At 71.9% G+C, this 15,278-nt stretch carries 15 protein-coding genes; 5 read left to right on the top strand and 10 right to left on the bottom strand.

Annotated elements, in window-relative coordinates:
* Window positions 1–128 precede the first annotated feature (128 nt).
* The 9 genes from ACFVGS_RS33160 to ACFVGS_RS33120 form a co-directional block, all read right to left on the bottom strand.
* Complete coding sequence (locus ACFVGS_RS33160) at window positions 129–827, bottom strand: ester cyclase (RefSeq protein ID WP_384423111.1); 699 nt, start codon at window positions 825–827, stop codon at window positions 129–131.
* A 137-nt stretch (window positions 828–964) separates the two neighbouring features.
* Window positions 965–1,984, bottom strand: a complete 1,020-nt coding sequence (locus ACFVGS_RS33155) for a hydroxyacid dehydrogenase (RefSeq protein ID WP_384423113.1) — start codon at window positions 1,982–1,984, stop codon at window positions 965–967.
* Between the two features lie 17 nt (window positions 1,985–2,001).
* Entirely contained in the window at window positions 2,002–2,856 is an 855-nt protein-coding gene (locus ACFVGS_RS33150) for a carbohydrate ABC transporter permease (RefSeq protein WP_385695732.1), read from the bottom strand.
* On the bottom strand, window positions 2,853–3,761 hold the full coding sequence (locus tag ACFVGS_RS33145; RefSeq protein WP_385695729.1) for a carbohydrate ABC transporter permease: 909 nt from the start codon (window positions 3,759–3,761) through the stop codon (window positions 2,853–2,855). The genes ACFVGS_RS33150 and ACFVGS_RS33145 overlap by 4 nt, the downstream gene beginning before the upstream one ends.
* Before the next feature lie 4 nt (window positions 3,762–3,765).
* Entirely contained in the window at window positions 3,766–5,088 is a 1,323-nt protein-coding gene (locus ACFVGS_RS33140; RefSeq protein ID WP_385695727.1) for an ABC transporter substrate-binding protein, read from the bottom strand.
* A gap of 100 nt (window positions 5,089–5,188) precedes the next feature.
* Entirely contained in the window at window positions 5,189–6,301 is a 1,113-nt protein-coding gene (locus ACFVGS_RS33135; RefSeq protein ID WP_384423120.1) for a substrate-binding domain-containing protein, read from the bottom strand.
* Window positions 6,302–6,476: 175 nt separating this feature from the next.
* Window positions 6,477–6,899: a hypothetical protein gene (locus ACFVGS_RS33130; RefSeq protein WP_385695725.1), complete on the bottom strand. Its 423-nt coding sequence runs from the start codon at window positions 6,897–6,899 to the stop codon at window positions 6,477–6,479.
* A gap of 112 nt (window positions 6,900–7,011) precedes the next feature.
* Window positions 7,012–7,785 (bottom strand): SDR family NAD(P)-dependent oxidoreductase, encoded by a 774-nt coding sequence (locus tag ACFVGS_RS33125; RefSeq protein WP_385695722.1) that lies wholly within the window; start codon window positions 7,783–7,785, stop codon window positions 7,012–7,014.
* A gap of 75 nt (window positions 7,786–7,860) precedes the next feature.
* Window positions 7,861–8,529: an MOSC domain-containing protein gene (locus ACFVGS_RS33120; protein ID WP_384423126.1), complete on the bottom strand. Its 669-nt coding sequence runs from the start codon at window positions 8,527–8,529 to the stop codon at window positions 7,861–7,863.
* A gap of 113 nt (window positions 8,530–8,642) precedes the next feature.
* Between ACFVGS_RS33120 and ACFVGS_RS33115 the strand changes: the two genes are divergently transcribed.
* Window positions 8,643–9,563 carry a LysR family transcriptional regulator gene (locus ACFVGS_RS33115; protein ID WP_384423128.1) on the top strand — a complete coding sequence of 307 codons (921 nt, stop codon included), beginning with the start codon at window positions 8,643–8,645 and terminating at the stop codon, window positions 9,561–9,563.
* A gap of 394 nt (window positions 9,564–9,957) precedes the next feature.
* Here ACFVGS_RS33115 and ACFVGS_RS33110 read toward each other — a convergent pair whose 3' ends face one another.
* Window positions 9,958–10,329, bottom strand: a complete 372-nt coding sequence (locus ACFVGS_RS33110) for a WhiB family transcriptional regulator (protein WP_384423130.1) — start codon at window positions 10,327–10,329, stop codon at window positions 9,958–9,960.
* Window positions 10,330–10,790: 461 nt separating this feature from the next.
* Here ACFVGS_RS33110 and ACFVGS_RS33105 point away from each other — a divergent pair, with 461 nt between their 5' ends.
* From ACFVGS_RS33105 to ACFVGS_RS33090, 4 genes are all read left to right on the top strand, one after another.
* A complete protein-coding gene (locus ACFVGS_RS33105; RefSeq protein ID WP_003948568.1) occupies window positions 10,791–11,402 on the top strand; it encodes a response regulator transcription factor in 612 nt (203 codons plus the stop codon).
* A 255-nt stretch (window positions 11,403–11,657) separates the two neighbouring features.
* Window positions 11,658–12,260 (top strand): sigma-70 family RNA polymerase sigma factor, encoded by a 603-nt coding sequence (locus ACFVGS_RS33100; RefSeq protein WP_384423132.1) that lies wholly within the window; start codon window positions 11,658–11,660, stop codon window positions 12,258–12,260.
* Window positions 12,261–12,399: 139 nt separating this feature from the next.
* Window positions 12,400–13,899 (top strand): IMP dehydrogenase, encoded by a 1,500-nt coding sequence (gene guaB, locus ACFVGS_RS33095; RefSeq protein WP_384423134.1) that lies wholly within the window; start codon window positions 12,400–12,402, stop codon window positions 13,897–13,899.
* Between the two features lie 116 nt (window positions 13,900–14,015).
* A complete protein-coding gene (locus ACFVGS_RS33090) occupies window positions 14,016–15,140 on the top strand; it encodes a GuaB3 family IMP dehydrogenase-related protein (RefSeq protein WP_384423136.1) in 1,125 nt (374 codons plus the stop codon).
* Window positions 15,141–15,278: the final 138 nt, after the last annotated feature.

Below are 15,278 nucleotides of genomic sequence, written 5' to 3'. Positions count from 1 at the left end.
CGTACATCCCCGCCCACAGCCTGGGGGGCCAGGCCCAAACCCACTGCGCCCCGTAGCAGCCCCCCTTCCCCGGGGTCTCCCTGCGCGGTACAACCGGGCCTCGGTGCGTCGTCCGGATGCCGGGGTCCTCAGGCCTCCACGGCGCCGAGCTGTCCCATCAGGCCCAGCAGGTCGTACTGCCACCACCCTTCGACCATCTTCCCGTCGTCCCGGAAGCGGTGGATGACCGTGCCGGTCATCTCTACCTCCATGCCGGTGGGCTGGAGGCCCATGAAGTCGCCGGTGTGACTGCCGCGCCAGGTCCACCGCGTGCACACCCGGTCACCCTCGGCGATCTGGTCGTCGATGGTGAAGGCGAAGTCGAAACCACCGCGCCACATCTCGACCTCGCGCCGGACCGCGTCCATCCCGATCACGTCCTGCTCGTTGGTCGGGTCGTGGTCGTGGTAGCCCTCGGCGAGCACCTCGTCGAGCAGCGCCAGCTCCGGCTCGTCCGCGAGCATCTCGAGCAGCCGCCGGGCGTTGGCCTTGTACAGCGCCTCGTCCCGCACCACGTCCAGGTCGGTGAAGGTCGGCATCTCGTCGCAGAGGGCCACCATCTCCCGGAAGATCCTGTCGGTCTCCGGGAGCTGCGAGTTGCGCATGGCCACGTCGTACGAGGGGAATTCGACGATCTCCACGACGTGGGAGGCGTCGGAGCGGTCCTTGCCCACGATGCTGTGGGTGGCGGTGCGCTTGCCCTTGGTCTGTTCGACCCACCGGTCCATGAGGCGGTTCAGGTCGTCGACCCGACTGGTCTTGCAGTCGATGATTTGCACGAAGCTCATGGCGCCTCCCGGAGGCATCCCCCGCACCCGCTGGGACCTCTCCAGTCTAGGTCCGAATGGCCGGGGCGACCGGGCAGAGCCGAAGGGCCGACCGGGCCGGCCGACCGGGCAGGGCCGGCCGGGCCGTGCCGGCCCGGTCAGGCGGACCGGGTCAGATCCGCGGCGTGGACCTCCTCCGCGAACGGCTCGCCCCGCCCGTACCGTGCCACCTCCTCCACGGCCTGGTCCGCCATCCGGTGCAGCTCGTTGCCGAGCGAGCCGGCGACGTGCGGGGTGAGCAGGACGTTGGGGAGGCTGTAGAGCGGGGAGTCAGGGGCGGGTAGTTCGGGGTCGGTGACGTCGAGGACCGCGTGCAGACGGCCGCTCAGCAGGTGGGGCAGCAGGGCGTCCTCGTCGACGAGGGAGCCGCGGGCGGTGTTGATCAGGGTCGTGCCGTCCGGCATGGCGGCGAGCTGGCGGGCGCCGATCATGCGGTAGGTGGACGGGAGTTGGGGCGCGTGCACGGAGACGACCGTCGCGCGGGCGCACAGCTCGTCGAGGCCCACGAGTTCGGTGCCGGGCGGCGCGGCCGTCACGTACGGGTCGTGGAGGAGCACGTCGAGGTCGAAGGGGCGGAGCAGTTCGAGGACCCGGCGGCCGATGCGGGAGGCGCCGACGATGCCGACGGTCCTGCGGTAGTTGCCCCAGGGGCAAGACTCGGCGAGCCAGGCCTGGTCGGTGCGGAGTTCGGCGTACTGCTGGGCGGAGCGCAGCACCCGTTTCCCGGCGAAGAGGATCGCGGCGAGGGTGTATTCGGCGACGGGCAGGGCGTTGGCGGCGGCGGCCGAGGTGACCCGGATGCCGCGCTCCCAGCAGGCGTCGGTGATGTGGTGCTTGACCGAACCGGCCGCGTGGACGACCGCCTTGAGGCGCGGGGCGCGGGCCAGCACCTCGGGAGTGAGCGGGGTGGCGCCCCAGCAGGTGAGGAGCAGTTCGGCCTCGGCGAGGGCGGCGGCGACGGCCGGGTCCGGCGCGGTCAGGTCGTGGGCGACGAGGTGCGGGTCGGTGCGGGTGAGGGCGGCCAGGCGGGCGCGGTGGGCCTCGGTGAGGAGGCGTCCGGCCACGCCGGGACCCATGGCGAGGAGGAGGGAGGGGCGGTTGTCAGTGGTCGGGTGCATCCTGGGACCTGTGTTCCTCACTTGACGCTGCCGGCGGTCAGGCCCGCCTTCCAGTGGCGCTGGAGGGAGACGAAGGCGACGACGAGCGGGACGACGGCGAGCAGGGATCCGGTGACGACGAGGGGGTAGAAGTCGGGTTCGGCGTGGGCGTTGCTGTTCCACGCGTAGAGGCCGAGGCTCAGCGGGAAGAGCTTCTGGTCCGAGAGCATCACCAGGGGGAGGAAGAAGTTGTTCCAGATGGCGGTGAACTGGAAGAGGAAGACGGTCACGAAGCCGGGCATGACCATGCGCAGCCCGATGGACCAGAAGGTGCGCAGTTCGCCGGCCCCGTCGATACGGGCGGCCTCCAGGGCCTCGTCGGGGATGTAACCGGCGCTGAAGACCCGGGCGAGGTAGACGCCGAAGGGGTTGACGAGGACGGGGAGCAGCACGGCGGCGTAGGTGTTGACGATGCCCACCTCGCTGGCGAGCAGGTACATGGGCAGGGCGAGCGCGGTGGTGGGGACGAGTACGCCGAGGAGGACGACGCCGAACAGCTTCTCCTTGCCCCGGAACGCGTACTTGTCGAAGGCGTAGCCGGCGGCGACGCTGATGAGCGAGCAGGCGAGGGCGCCGAGGCCCGCGTAGAGCAGGCTGTTGAGGTACCAGCGGAAGTAGATGCCGTCGTTGTGGTCGGCGAGGCGGGAGAGGTTGCCGCCCAGGTCGAAGCCCTCGAAGGAGAAGGCGTTTCCGGCGAGGAGTCCGCCGGCGTCCTTGGTGGCGGCGGTGACCAGCCAGACCAGCGGGAAGAGCATGTAGACGGCGGCGAGGGCGAGGGCGCCGTTGACGGCGGTCCTCGACAGCCAGACGGAGGGCGTGCGGGGCTTGCTCATGCCGTCCTCTCCTTGCGGCGGGTCCGGCGGGTCCGGCGGCCGGTCAGGCGGGTGACGGCGAAGGAGAGCAGCGCGGCCGTGAGGGCGAGCAGCACGGAGGCCGCCGCCGCCAGGCCGTAGTCGTTGCGGTCGAAGGCCGCCGTGTAGGCGTACATGTTGGGCGTCCAGGTGGAGGTGACGGCGGAGCCGGTGCCCTTGTCGAGGATGAGCGGTTCGGTGAACAGCTGGAGCGAGCCGATGACGGTGAAGAGGCCGACCATCACGAGCGAGGCGCGGATCAGCGGGACCTTGATGCTGAAGGCGACGCGCCAGGCGCCGGCGCCGTCGACGGTGGCGGCCTCCAGGACGGAGCGGTCGACGGCCTGGAGCGCCGCGTAGAAGATGACCATGTTGTAGCCGAGCCACTCCCACAGCGCGATGTTGACGACGGAGGGGAGGGAGCCTTCGGGGGAGAAGAAGTCGAAGCCGACGCCGCCGGCCTCCATGGCCTGGACGACCGGGCTGAGCTGGGGCGTGTAGAGGTAGACCCAGATCAGCGCGGCGATGATGCCGGGGACGGCGTGCGGCAGGAAGAGCGCGAGCTGGAAGAAGCGGCGGGCGCGGGCGAGTGCGGAGTCGAGCAGCAGGGCCAGGCCGAGGGCCCCGGCGAGCAGCAGCGGGATGTAGAACAGGCAGTACCCGAGCAGTACGCCGAAGCCCTCGCGGAAGGCCCGGTCACCCAGCGCGGCGGTGTAGTTGTCGAGTCCGCTGAAGACGGTCTCGGCCCCGCCGAAGCCGAGCCCCGACTGCTTCTCGGTGAAGAGGCTGAGCCAGACCGCGTAGCCGATCGGCACCACCATCACCGCGGTGAAGAGCAGGAAGAACGGGGTCAGCAGGGTCGCCGCCGCGCGGGTGCGGGCCTTCACCGGGTCAGCCCTCGACCTTCAGCCCGCGCTTGGTGAGCTCGGCGACGGTGGCGTCGTGGCCGGCCTTCACGGCGTCGGTGATGGTCGGGCCGCCCTTGCCGAGCTTGCCGAACTGGTCCTTGATGGTGGTGTTGGTGGTGCCGGTGGTCGGTCCCCAGGCCCAGTTGTCGTCGATGGAGGCGCCGGCCTCCTCGAAGAGGGCGTAGATGTCCTGGCCGCCGTAGTAGCTCGCGTCGAAGACGGACTTGGCGACCGGGCGCAGGGCGGTGGCGGCGGGGAAGGCGCTGGAGGTGCCGGAGGCGATGCGGGCCTTCACACCGGCCTCGGTGGTGGACATCCACTCGGCGAACTCGACCGCCGCGGCCTTCTTCCTGCTGTCCTTGGTGACGGCGAAGGAGGTGCCGCCGAGCATGCCGCTGGCGGGGCTGCCCCAGTTCGGCATGGGGGCGACGGCCCACTTGCCGCTCTGCTCGGGCAGGGTGCCCTTGAGGACGCCCGCGCCCCAGGAGGCGCCGAGGTAGCCGATGGTGGTGCCGTTCTTGAGGGAGCCGGTCCATTCGGGGGTGAAGGAGGCGTCCTTGTGGACGAGGTCGGCGTCGAGGAGGCCCTGCCAGTAGGCGGCGACCTTGGTGGTGGCCGGGTCGGTCGTGTCGATCTTCCAGGTGTCGTTCTCGGCCTTGAACCACTGGGCGCCGGCCTGCCAGGCCATGGCCTCGAAGGTGGTCGGGTCGTCCGGGAAGAAGGTCGCGATCCTGGCCTTGGCGTCGGCCTTCTTCACCTTCTCCGCGGCGGACTTGAACTCGTCCCAGGTCCTGGGCACGGCGACCTGGTACTTCGCGAAGAGGTCCTTGCGGTAGTAGAAGGCCTGGGGGGCGGCGTCGAAGGGGACCGCCCAGCTCTTGCCGCCGAGGGTGGTGAGCTCCACGGCCTGCGGGAGCAGCCTGGCCCGGTCCTGCTCGGTGAACTCGTCGCCGATGTCCTGGAGGGCGCCGGAGGAGACGAACTCGGGGAGCGAGGCGTACTCGACGGAGACGAGGTCGGGGGCGTTGCCCGCCTTCACGGCGTTGGAGATCTTGGCGTAGCCGCCGGCGGTGCCGGAGGGGATCTCCTCGAACTTCACCTGGATGTTCTTGTGGGAGGCGTTGAACGCGTCGACCACGTCCTTGGAACCCTTGGCCCAGCCCCAGAAGGTGATGGTGACGGGCGCGTCCGGGCTGCCCTCGGCGGTGTCACCACCGCCGCCGCAGGCCGTGAGGACGGCCAGGGCGGTGGCGGCGCCGGCTATGACGCGGGTGGTTCTGCTCCGACTGTTCCGAGTACGACTCACGGCACGGCTCCTGACACGGCGGCGTGGACGGGGTTGGCCGTGATCCTGGGACGGTTCGTGAGCGAAGTCAAGAGCGAAAGATTGATTGATCGAAAAAAGATCAGACTGCGGTCGTTCGCGACGCCCCGCACGAGGCCCGCACCCGCAGCCGCGGCAGCAGGCTCAGGTGCCGCCGCACCGCCTCGTCCTCGTCGCCTCCGCCGGCCCCCGCGACCAGCCGCTCCACCAGCAGCTCCGTGGCGTGCCTGCCCACCTGCCGCTTGGGCGGGGCGACCGCCGTGAGCGGGATGTCGGCAAGCGCGGCGACCTCGTCGTCGTACGCGATCAGCGCCAGGTCCTCCGGCACCCGCACGCCGAGTTCGGCGAGCCGCTGCACCATCTGGATCGCGTCCACGTCGTTGTGCACGAGCGCCGCGCTCGCGCGCCCCGACGCCACGGCCTCGTGCAGCGCCCGCACCGCCCGCTCGAAGCCCTCCGGGTCGGTCTCCGCCGGGACGGAGTCGATCACCGCGCGCGGCGCCTCCAGGCCGAGCGCGGCGAGCGCCTCGGCGTATCCGGCGCGCACCGCGAGCGCCGTCGGGCTGTCGCCCCGGGCCACCAGGAGCGGGGTCGCGTGGCCCAGTTCCAGCAGGTGGCGCAGGGCGAGCAGCACGCCGTGGGCGTGGTCGGACGACACCCGGTCCAGGCCGTCGAGCGGCGTGCCAGGCGCGGCCCGGCGCTCCAGGAGCACGGCCGGCACCGGCAGTTCGGTCAGCCAGTCGCCGTAGGCGAGCCGGTCCTCCGGGGCCCGCCAGCCGGGCGCGACGAGCACGCCCTCGGCGCCCGCCGCGAGCAGGCCCTCGGTGCGCGCCCGGTCCTCCTCGGGCCGGTAGTCGGAGATCCGCAGGATGAGCCGGGCGCCGGCCCTGGCGGCGGCCTCGTGGGCGCCCCGGATGACCTCGGCGAAGTAGTAGGTGGCGGAGGGTGCGAGCAGGCCGAGCACCAGGCCGCTCCCGCCGCCGGCGAGGCCGCCCGGCGTGCCCTGGGCGCGGGGCCAGGAGACCTGGCCGTGCACCCGGTCGAGCAGCCCCCTGGCGGCCAGTGCCTCGACGTCGCGGCGGGCGGTGACGGGGGAGACCCCGAGCAGTCCGGCCAGGTCGGAGACCCGGGCCGTGCCGCGCTCGCGCACCAGGGCCAGCAGTCGGTCGTGTCGTTCGGCAGCACTCTCGCGCACGGCGTGATCCCCTCGGTTCCCCTGGCGGTGGTGGTCGTTCCCGACCTTAGAGCAGATCAGGTCGAGTTGATCGAACGGAAGGGATTTCGATCATTCGCTCTATCGGCTCGGGACGCCCGATCGAAGCGTCTCCAGGATTCTCCTACGCGGGACCGGCGAGGACGCCTGCGAGTGCCTACGCGGACCCGGGCGTGGACCCGCCCCGGGGCCCGCCTCGGCTCCCGCCCCGGGAACCGGTCAGGGAGGCGATCAGGGCGGAGACGGCGAGGGTCGCCATCAGGCTTCCCAGCATGACCATGCCCACGCCGATCATGTAGAGGCCGCTGCCGTCGTCGGACCAGTCGACGTAGGCGGCGAACGTGAGGCCGGCCGTGGTGCCGAGCGCGCCGGCGACGACATGGCGCCGGGACGCCGTCCAGTACACCGGTACCAGCAGGGTCAGCACGAGCCCGACGACCTGCCACGCCTCGTACGGGCCGCTCACCGAGCCGTCCGGGTGCACGTCACGCACCTGGTCCCAGCCGAGCCACGCGGCCCATGCCGCGGCCGCCGCGAGAGCCGTCAGGAAGGGAGCGAGTTTCAGCAGCTTCTGGTCCATGGCCCGAGCGTCCCCGGCCGCCCGCCCGCCGGGCAGCGCGCGGGTACTCAACTCCCCCTGAGTACCCGCCCGTCCGGGCCCACGCGTTCCTTTCCCGCCCTCGGGTACGGGTCTACTGCGGCCCGTACTTGCGCCCGGCCTTCGAGGACACCCCGCCGAGCAGGCCGCGCGGGGCCAGCTTCACCACGCCCATCAGCGCCTTGTAGCGGGGATCGGGAATGGACAGCGTCCTGCCCCGCGACAGGTCGGTCAGCGCCGCCGCCACCAGCTTGTCCGCGTCCAGCCACATCCAGCCCGGGATGTTGTCCGTCCCCATCCCCGCCCGCTGGTGGAACTCCGTCCGCACGAAGCCGGGGCACAGCGCCATCAGGCGCACCCCGCTGCCCGCCAGGTCCCGCGCCGCGCCCTGGGTGAACTGCACGACCCACGACTTCGAGGCCCCGTAGGTGCCGCGCGGCACGAACGCGGCGACCGAGGCGACGTTCACGATCCCGCCCCGGCCCCGCGAGCGCATCGAGGCGGCCGCCGCGGACGTCAGCCGCAGCACCGCCTCGCAGTGCACCTTGAGCATGGTCAGCTCGTCGGCCATGGACACCTCGAGGAACCGGCCCTTGTTGCCGAACCCCGCGTTGTTCACGAGGAGGTCGACCGGCCGCTTGGCGTCGGACAGCCGTGCCTCCACGGCGGCGATCCCGTCCTCCTCGGACAGGTCCGCCGCCAGTACCTCCGCCTCGATGCCGTGCCGGTCGTGCAGCTCGGTCGCCTGTTCCCGCAGTCGCTTCACATCGCGCGCCACGAGGACCACGTCGTGTCCGTCGGCGGCGAGCCGCCGCGCGAAGGCGGCGCCGATGCCGGCCGTCGCCCCCGTAATCAGTGCAGTCGTCATACGCGGCACGTTAGCCCGCGGTGTGTGAACGCCGTGTGTGGGAACCGTCCCGGATGGCGGACGTCAGCCGCTCACCTACCGGTCGCCGTACTTCTCCGTGTACGTACGGGCGAGCTGGAGCAGCCCCGACTCCATCCACTCGGCCGCCGCCAGCATCTCGGGCAGCAGCGAGCGGTCGGCCGTCGCGGCGTGGTGCAGCCGTGCCACGGTGACGCCGTGGCCGGGGCGGTGCACGACCTCCATCCGGTCTCCGGCCCGGACCTCGCCCGGGACGATCACCCGGAGCAGCGCGCCGGGACCGGCCGCCGACTGGTTGAAGCGGCGGACCCAGCCGCCCTCCTCGACGAATCCGGCGAAGGTGCGGCACGGGATACGGCCGCCGGTCACCTCGAGGACCACCTCGTCGCCGATCCGCCAGCGCTCGCCGATCAGGGCGTTGTTGACGTCCAGGCCCCGGGTGGTGAGGTTCTCGCCGAAGGAGCCGGGAGCGAGCGGCCGGCCGAGCTCCTTCTCCCAGCTGTCCAGGTCCTCGCGCGCGAACGCGTACGCGGCCCGGTCCGCGCCGCCGTGGAAGCGCAGGTCGCAGACGGCGTCGCCGGCGACACCGCTCGCCCCGCCGGGGCCCGGCGCCTCGACCCGTACGGGTCCGGCGACCGGGCGCTTGTCGATGCCGGTCATCCCGGAGGGGGCGTTCGTGTACTCCACGGCCTTGGCCCGGCCGACGTTCACGCTCAGTAGTTCCATAGGGGGAACCCTACGAGGGCCCTGGCTCAGACTCGTGCGTCGTGGGCTCGGGCGTCCTCAAAGTCGATCAGTGGAATTCGCCATCGATTCCAAGAGTCACTTATGCTCGACCCATGATCGAGGCACGCCACCTCCGCGTCCTGCGCGCCGTCGCCGCGACCGGCTCGTTCTCCGCCGCCGCCCGCGAACTCGGCTGCACCCAGCCCGCGGTGAGCCAGCAGATGAAAGCGCTCGAATCCTCCGCGGGCACGCCCCTGCTGGTGCGCACCGGGCGCGAGATGCGGCTCACCCAGGCCGGCGAGGCCCTGGTCCGGCACGCCTCCGGCATCCTGGCCGGACTCACCGCAGCCGAGGAGGAGGTCGCCGCGATCGCGGGCCTGCGGGCCGGCCGGGTCCGCCTGGTCTCCTTCCCCAGCGGCAGCTCCACGCTGGTCCCCACCGCCCTCGCCGCCCTGCGCGCCGCCCACCCCGGCACCCGGGTCTCCCTGGTCGAGGCCGAGCCGCCGCGTTCGGTGGAGATGCTGCGCGAGGGCGACTGCGACGTGGCCCTCGCCTTCCGCTACGGGGCCGGCCCGGACTCCTGGGACGACCTGGTCGTCCGCCCGCTCCTCGCCGACCGGCTCGTCGGCCTCGTGCCCGAGGGGCACCGGCTCGCCGGTGCCGGGTCGGTCGCGATCGGGGAGCTCGCCGAGGACCCCTGGATCGCCGGCTGCCCGCGCTGCCGCCGCCAGTTGGTCGACGTCTGTGAGACGGCGGGCTTCACGCCCCGGATCGACTTCGCCACCGACGACTACCCGGCCGTGGTGGGACTGGTGAGCGCGGGCCTGGGCGTGGCGGTGCTCCCGGAACTGGCGATCGAGTCCGTACGGCCGAGGGGAGCGGCCACCGTGACGGTCGAACCCGCCGTGGAGCGGGAGATCGTGGCGCTGACCCTTCCGGACCTGGCGCAGGTCCCGGCGGTCGCGGCCACCCTCGACGAGCTCACCCGCGCCGCGGCCCGCACCGGCCGCGCCCCGGAGCCCGCCGGCCCCTGACTCCACTCGGGTGACGCGGGCCCGCGTCCGTACGGGTGGTCCCGCCCGCGTCCGTACGGGTGGCGGCCCCGCTCCACCGGCGGAGCGCCGACGGCCGCCCGGCCGCGCGCCCCCCGGCCGTCGGGGTGACCCGCCCTCGGCCGTTCGCGTGAGGGCGGCACGGCCGTCGGAGTGACCGGCCCTCGTCCGTCCGTGCGACGACCCGCGCGCGGGTGCGGCCGTACGGGTGGGCCGGGGTCGGGCCGTAAGGGTGTCACGCAGGTGGCCATGTCAGGGTCCCCGCGCCGCGCGCCCCCGGGCCGCGTGCGGTGCGGCGTTCCGGGCCGGCGACGGCAGGACGCGGGCCGGCGGCCCGGTGTGTCACCCCGTCAAACCTCTGCGCAGAAACGTTCCTTCATGCGTGTGTCACGCCGGCCGAGCTCGCTGTCGACGCCCGTGCCGCGGCGGCCGTCGCCGTCGGGGGACCGGCCGCCGTCGAGACCAGGCGGTTGCGCGCCCGGCCCATGAGCTCCTCGCGTTCGTCCTCGGTGAGGCCGCCCCAGACGCCGTAGGGCTCCCGTACGGCGAGCGCGTGTGCCGCGCACTCCGCGCGTACCGGGCACCGCATGCAGACCTCTTTCGCCGAGTTCTCGCGCGCACTCCGTGCCGCGCCGCGCTCTCCCTCGGGGTGGAAGAACAGAGAGCTGTCGACCCCTCGGCAGGCCGCGAGGAGCTGCCAGTCCCACAGATCGGCGTTGGGTCCGGGAAGGCGGGAGAAATCTGCCATTGCGCTTGTCCCCTTGAAACCGTGTCGAACGGATAGGTGGGCGGGTGTATGGCTGATCGAACGGGGGTCCTTCGCCCCCCGTGGGGTCTCGGGTACCCGCTCTCGCGGGTTCGATCCGACCGTACAACTACTGACTGAGTAGATGTAAATATGACTCATTGCGAATCTAGCCACAGACACCGCGAAAAGGGAAGAAAACCCGCTAAATGGGGCATAGCTTCGGGTGAAGGACGGATGACCTGCGACGCTCTCCTCCGCGTACGGTCCCTCACGTAGAGTGCCGAAGGCGGCCGTCCGACCCGTAACTCTTTCGAGTGACCATCGTTGAGAGTGCGGAGGCGGTTGAAGGAACAAGCGCTCGGGCAGGTGTCCGAGGGCGTCAACCGCACAGGTGACGATTCGTACCAGCCCTGGAGGCTCAAGGTGACGCGCTTCAGCCGCGAGAGTTGCGGAGGTCAGGCATGACATCCGTCCTCGTCTGCGACGACTCCCCGCTTGCCCGAGAGGCGCTGCGCCGCGCGGTCGCGACCGTGCCCGGCGTCGAGCGCGTGACCACCGCGGCCAACGGGGAGGAGGTCCTCCGCCGCTGGGGCGCGGACCGCTCGGACCTGATCCTGATGGACGTACGCATGCCCGGTCTGGGCGGCGTGGAGACCGTCCGCCGGCTGCTGTCCGCCGACCCCGGCGCCCGCATCATCATGCTCACCGTCGCCGAGGACCTGGACGGCGTCGCGCTCGCCGTCGCCGCCGGTGCCCGTGGCTATCTGCACAAGGACGCCTCGCGCGCCGAGCTGCGGGCCACCGTCACCCAGGCGCTCGCCGACCCGACCTGGCGGCTCGCCCCGCGCCGGCTGCGCTCGGCCGAGATGGGCGCCGCGCCGACCCTCACCGCCCGTGAGATCCAGGTCCTGGAGGGCATGAGCCACGGCCGGTCCAACGCGGAGATCGGACGCGAGCTCTTCCTCTCCGAGGACACGGTCAAGACCCACGCCCGGCGCCTCTTCAAGAAGCTGGGCGCCTCCGACCGGGCGCACGCCGTCGCCCTCGGGTTCCGCTGGGGCCTGGTCCGCTGACCCCCGGCCGCCGGCCGTACCCCCGTCCGCCGCGGGGCGGACGGGGTGGGCTTGTGTCACTTCCCCGCGGAATGCCGCATCCTTGAAGACGTGGAGTTCCTCGGGGACGAGACGAACGAGTCGGAAGAGCCGGCGGAGATCGAGCGGAAGGGGAGGGCGCAGGAGATGAGTCCCGGCGCACCTGCTCATAACGCTTCGGTGCACAACTACGGACGCGGTGCCGCGAACGAGCGGGCGTCGGGGCACCATGGAGCGATGCGCGACGACGAGACCGTGGGGTCACCCGTGCCGGCCGGGCAGGGGGAGATCGGAGCACTCGTGCACCGTGCCGTCGAGGGGGACGAGCAGGCCACGCACGACCTCCTCGCGCGCGTGCATCCGCTCGCCCTGCGCTACTGCCGCACCCGGCTGAGCCGGCTGCCCGGTGACGCCCGTCACTTCGTGGAGGACCTCGCCCAGGAGGTCTGCGTGGCCGTCCTCATGGCACTGCCGCGCTACAAGGACACGGGCAGGCCCTTCGAGGCCTTCGTCTTCGCCATCGCCGGGCACAAGGTCGCCGACCTCCAGCGGGCCGCCATGCGGCACCCCGGTTCGACGGCCGTCCCCTCCGACGAGATGCCCGAGCGGCCCGACGACTCGCTCGGCCCCGAGGAGCGCGCGCTGCTCAGCGACGACGCCGAATGGGCCAAGAAGCTGCTCGCCAACCTCCCGGAGAACCAGCGCGAGCTCCTCGTCCTGCGGGTGGCCGTCGGTCTGACCGCCGAGGAGACCGGGCAGATGCTCGGCATGTCCCCTGGCGCTGTACGGGTGGCCCAGCACCGGGCACTGAGCCGGCTGCGGGCCCTGGCCGAGCAGTAAGGGGCGCCGTCCGCCGGTGTCCCTCACGTACACGTAGAAAGCTCCAAAGCTGCTCGCTGATCTTGCTGGTGGAATGAGACACCGCCGCGGGCCGTTAGCATGGACATCCGCACCGATCAAGGCCATTGGGGAAGGTGTCATGACCAACGTCGACGGAGTGCCCGAGAAATTCGCGACACTCGGGCTGACCTACGACGATGTGCTGTTGCTGCCGGGTGCATCCGAGGTGCTCCCCAACGCGGTCGACACCTCGTCCCGCATCTCCCGCAACGTCCGGGTCAACATCCCGCTGCTCTCGGCGGCGATGGACAAGGTGACCGAGTCCCGCATGGCGATCGCGATGGCCCGTCTGGGCGGCGTCGGCGTGCTGCACCGGAACCTCTCGATCGAGGACCAGGTCAACCAGGTCGACCTCGTCAAGCGCTCCGAGTCCGGCATGGTCACCGACCCCATCACCGTGCACCCGGAGGCGACGCTCGCCGAGGCGGACGCGCTGTGCGCCAAGTTCCGCATCAGCGGTGTCCCCGTCACCAGCCCGGACGGCAAGCTCCTCGGCATCGTGACCAACCGCGACATGGCCTTCGAGAGCGACCGCAGCCGCCAGGTCCGCGAGGTCATGACGCCGATGCCGCTGGTCACCGGCAAGGTCGGCATCTCCGGCGTCGACGCCATGGAGCTGCTGCGCCGGCACAAGATCGAGAAGCTGCCCCTGGTCGACGACCAGGGCGTGCTCAAGGGCCTCATCACCGTCAAGGACTTCGTCAAGGCGGAGAAGTACCCGAACGCGGCGAAGGACGCCGAGGGCCGCCTGCTCGTCGGCGCCGCCGTGGGCGCCAGCCCGGAGTCCCTGGAGCGCGCCCAGGCGCTGGCCGGGGCCGGCGTGGACTTCCTGGTCGTCGACACCTCGCACGGCCACAACAGCAACGCCCTGAGCTGGATGGCGAAGATCAAGTCGAGCGTGGACGTCGACGTGATCGGCGGCAACGTCGCCACGCGTGACGGCGCCCAGGCGATGATCGACGCCGGTGTCGACGGCATCAAGGTCGGCGTGGGCCCCGGCTCGATCTGCACCACCCGCGTGGTCGCCGGCATCGGCGTCCCGCAGGTCAGCGCCATCTACGAGGCCTCCCTCGCGGCGCGGCCCGCCGGCATCCCGCTGATCGGCGACGGTGGCCTGCAGTACTCCGGCGACATCGGCAAGGCGCTGGCCGCCGGCGCCGACACCGTGATGCTCGGCAGCCTCCTCGCGGGCTGCGAGGAGTCGCCCGGCGAGCTGCTCTTCATCAACGGCAAGCAGTTCAAGTCGTACCGCGGCATGGGCTCGCTCGGCGCCATGCAGTCCCGCGGCCAGGGCCGGTCGTACTCGAAGGACCGGTACTTCCAGGCGGATGTCGCCTCCGACGACAAGCTCGTGCCCGAGGGCATCGAGGGCCAGGTGCCCTACCGCGGCCCGCTGGCCAACGTGCTGCACCAGCTCGTCGGCGGTCTGCGCCAGACGATGGGCTACGTGGGCGCGGCCACCGTCGAGGAGATGGAGTCCAAGGGCCGCTTCGTCCGGATCACGGCGGCGGGCCTCAAGGAGAGCCACCCGCACGACATCCAGATGACGGTCGAGGCGCCGAACTACAGCCGGAAGTAGCTTCCGGTCACACAGCGCGACCCGAAGGGGCGGTTCCGGCATGTGGCCGGAGCCGCCCCTTCGGCGTCTGTCGGGGATACTGGTAGGCGCAGACACAGAGGGAAAGGCCACACAACGTGACTGAGATCGAGATCGGGCGCGGCAAGCGCGGCCGCAGGGCGTACGCGTTCGACGACATCGCCGTCGTACCGAGCCGGCGCACCCGGGACCCGAAGGAGGTCTCGATCGCCTGGCAGATCGACGCCTACCGCTTCGAGCTGCCGTTCCTGGCCGCCCCCATGGACTCCGTCGTCTCGCCGCAGACCGCCATCCGCATCGGCGAGCTGGGCGGCCTCGGCGTGCTGAACCTCGAGGGCCTGTGGACCCGCTACGAGGACCCGCAGCCGCTGCTCGACGAGATCGCCGAGCTCGACGAGGCCACCGCGACCCGCCGTCTGCAGGAGATCTACGCCGCTCCGATCAAGGAGGAGCTGATCGGGCAGCGCATCAAGGAGGTGCGCGACTCGGGTGTGGTCACCGCCGCCGCGCTCTCCCCGCAGCGCACCGCGCAGTTCTCCAAGGCCGTGGTCGACGCCGGCGTGGACATCTTCGTCATCCGCGGCACGACCGTCTCCGCCGAGCACGTCTCCGGCGCCGCCGAGCCGCTGAACCTGAAGCAGTTCATCTACGAGCTCGACGTGCCGGTGATCGTCGGCGGCTGCGCCACGTACACCGCCGCCCTGCACCTGATGCGCACCGGCGCCGCGGGCGTCCTGGTCGGCTTCGGCGGCGGCGCCGCGCACACCACGCGCAACGTGCTCGGCATCCAGGTCCCGATGGCCACCGCCGTCGCCGACGTGGCCGCGGCCCGCCGCGACTACATGGACGAGTCCGGCGGCCGCTACGTGCACGTGATCGCCGACGGCGGCGTGGGCTGGTCCGGCGACCTGCCGAAGGCCATCGCCTGCGGCGCGGACGCGGTCATGATGGGCTCCCCGCTGGCCCGTGCCACCGACGCGCCCGGCAAGGGCCACCACTGGGGCATGGAGGCCGTCCACGAGGACGTGCCGCGCGGCAAGCTGGTCGACCTCGGCATGGTGGGCACCACCGAGGAGATCCTCGCGGGTCCGTCGCACACCCCCGACGGCTCGATGAACTTCTTCGGCGCCCTGCGCCGCGCGATGGCCACCACGGGCTACAGCGAGCTGAAGGAGTTCCAGCGCGTCGAGGTCACGGTCGCCGACGCCGAGCACAAGCGCTGACCTGCCTCTTCCGTACGACGACGGGGGCCCCGCACCGGGTGGTGCGGGGCGGCCCGCGTCCGTAGGCTCCCCCCAGGGCCCCCCCCTCCCCAGGGCCCCGCCCGCCGGGGGGCCGGCGCGCGGGGGCGGGGGGCGGGT

Origin of the sequence: Streptomyces sp. NPDC127114 (assembly GCF_042677525.1) — a bacterium.
Lineage (GTDB): Bacteria > Actinomycetota > Actinomycetes > Streptomycetales > Streptomycetaceae > Streptomyces.
Note: the sequence above shows the minus strand (reverse complement) of the source record. Positions and strands in the feature narration are given on the sequence as shown.

Excerpts from the sequence above, each read along its gene's own strand:
- ACFVGS_RS33155 (WP_384423113.1), bottom strand. The coding sequence starts at position 1,984 with ATGCACCCGACCACTGACAACCGCCCCTCCCTCCTCCTCGCCATGGGT.
- ACFVGS_RS33130 (WP_385695725.1), bottom strand. The coding sequence starts at position 6,899 with ATGGACCAGAAGCTGCTGAAACTCGCTCCCTTCCTGACGGCTCTCGCG.
- ACFVGS_RS33120 (WP_384423126.1), bottom strand. The coding sequence starts at position 8,529 with ATGGAACTACTGAGCGTGAACGTCGGCCGGGCCAAGGCCGTGGAGTAC.
- ACFVGS_RS33150 (WP_385695732.1), bottom strand. The coding sequence starts at position 2,856 with ATGAGCAAGCCCCGCACGCCCTCCGTCTGGCTGTCGAGGACCGCCGTC.
- ACFVGS_RS33100 (WP_384423132.1), top strand. The coding sequence starts at position 11,658 with ATGCGCGACGACGAGACCGTGGGGTCACCCGTGCCGGCCGGGCAGGGG.
- ACFVGS_RS33110 (WP_384423130.1), bottom strand. The coding sequence starts at position 10,329 with ATGGCAGATTTCTCCCGCCTTCCCGGACCCAACGCCGATCTGTGGGAC.
- ACFVGS_RS33105 (WP_003948568.1), top strand. The coding sequence starts at position 10,791 with ATGACATCCGTCCTCGTCTGCGACGACTCCCCGCTTGCCCGAGAGGCG.
- ACFVGS_RS33115 (WP_384423128.1), top strand. The coding sequence starts at position 8,643 with ATGATCGAGGCACGCCACCTCCGCGTCCTGCGCGCCGTCGCCGCGACC.
- ACFVGS_RS33160 (WP_384423111.1), bottom strand. The coding sequence starts at position 827 with ATGAGCTTCGTGCAAATCATCGACTGCAAGACCAGTCGGGTCGACGAC.
- guaB (WP_384423134.1), top strand. The coding sequence starts at position 12,400 with ATGACCAACGTCGACGGAGTGCCCGAGAAATTCGCGACACTCGGGCTG.
- ACFVGS_RS33125 (WP_385695722.1), bottom strand. The coding sequence starts at position 7,785 with ATGACGACTGCACTGATTACGGGGGCGACGGCCGGCATCGGCGCCGCC.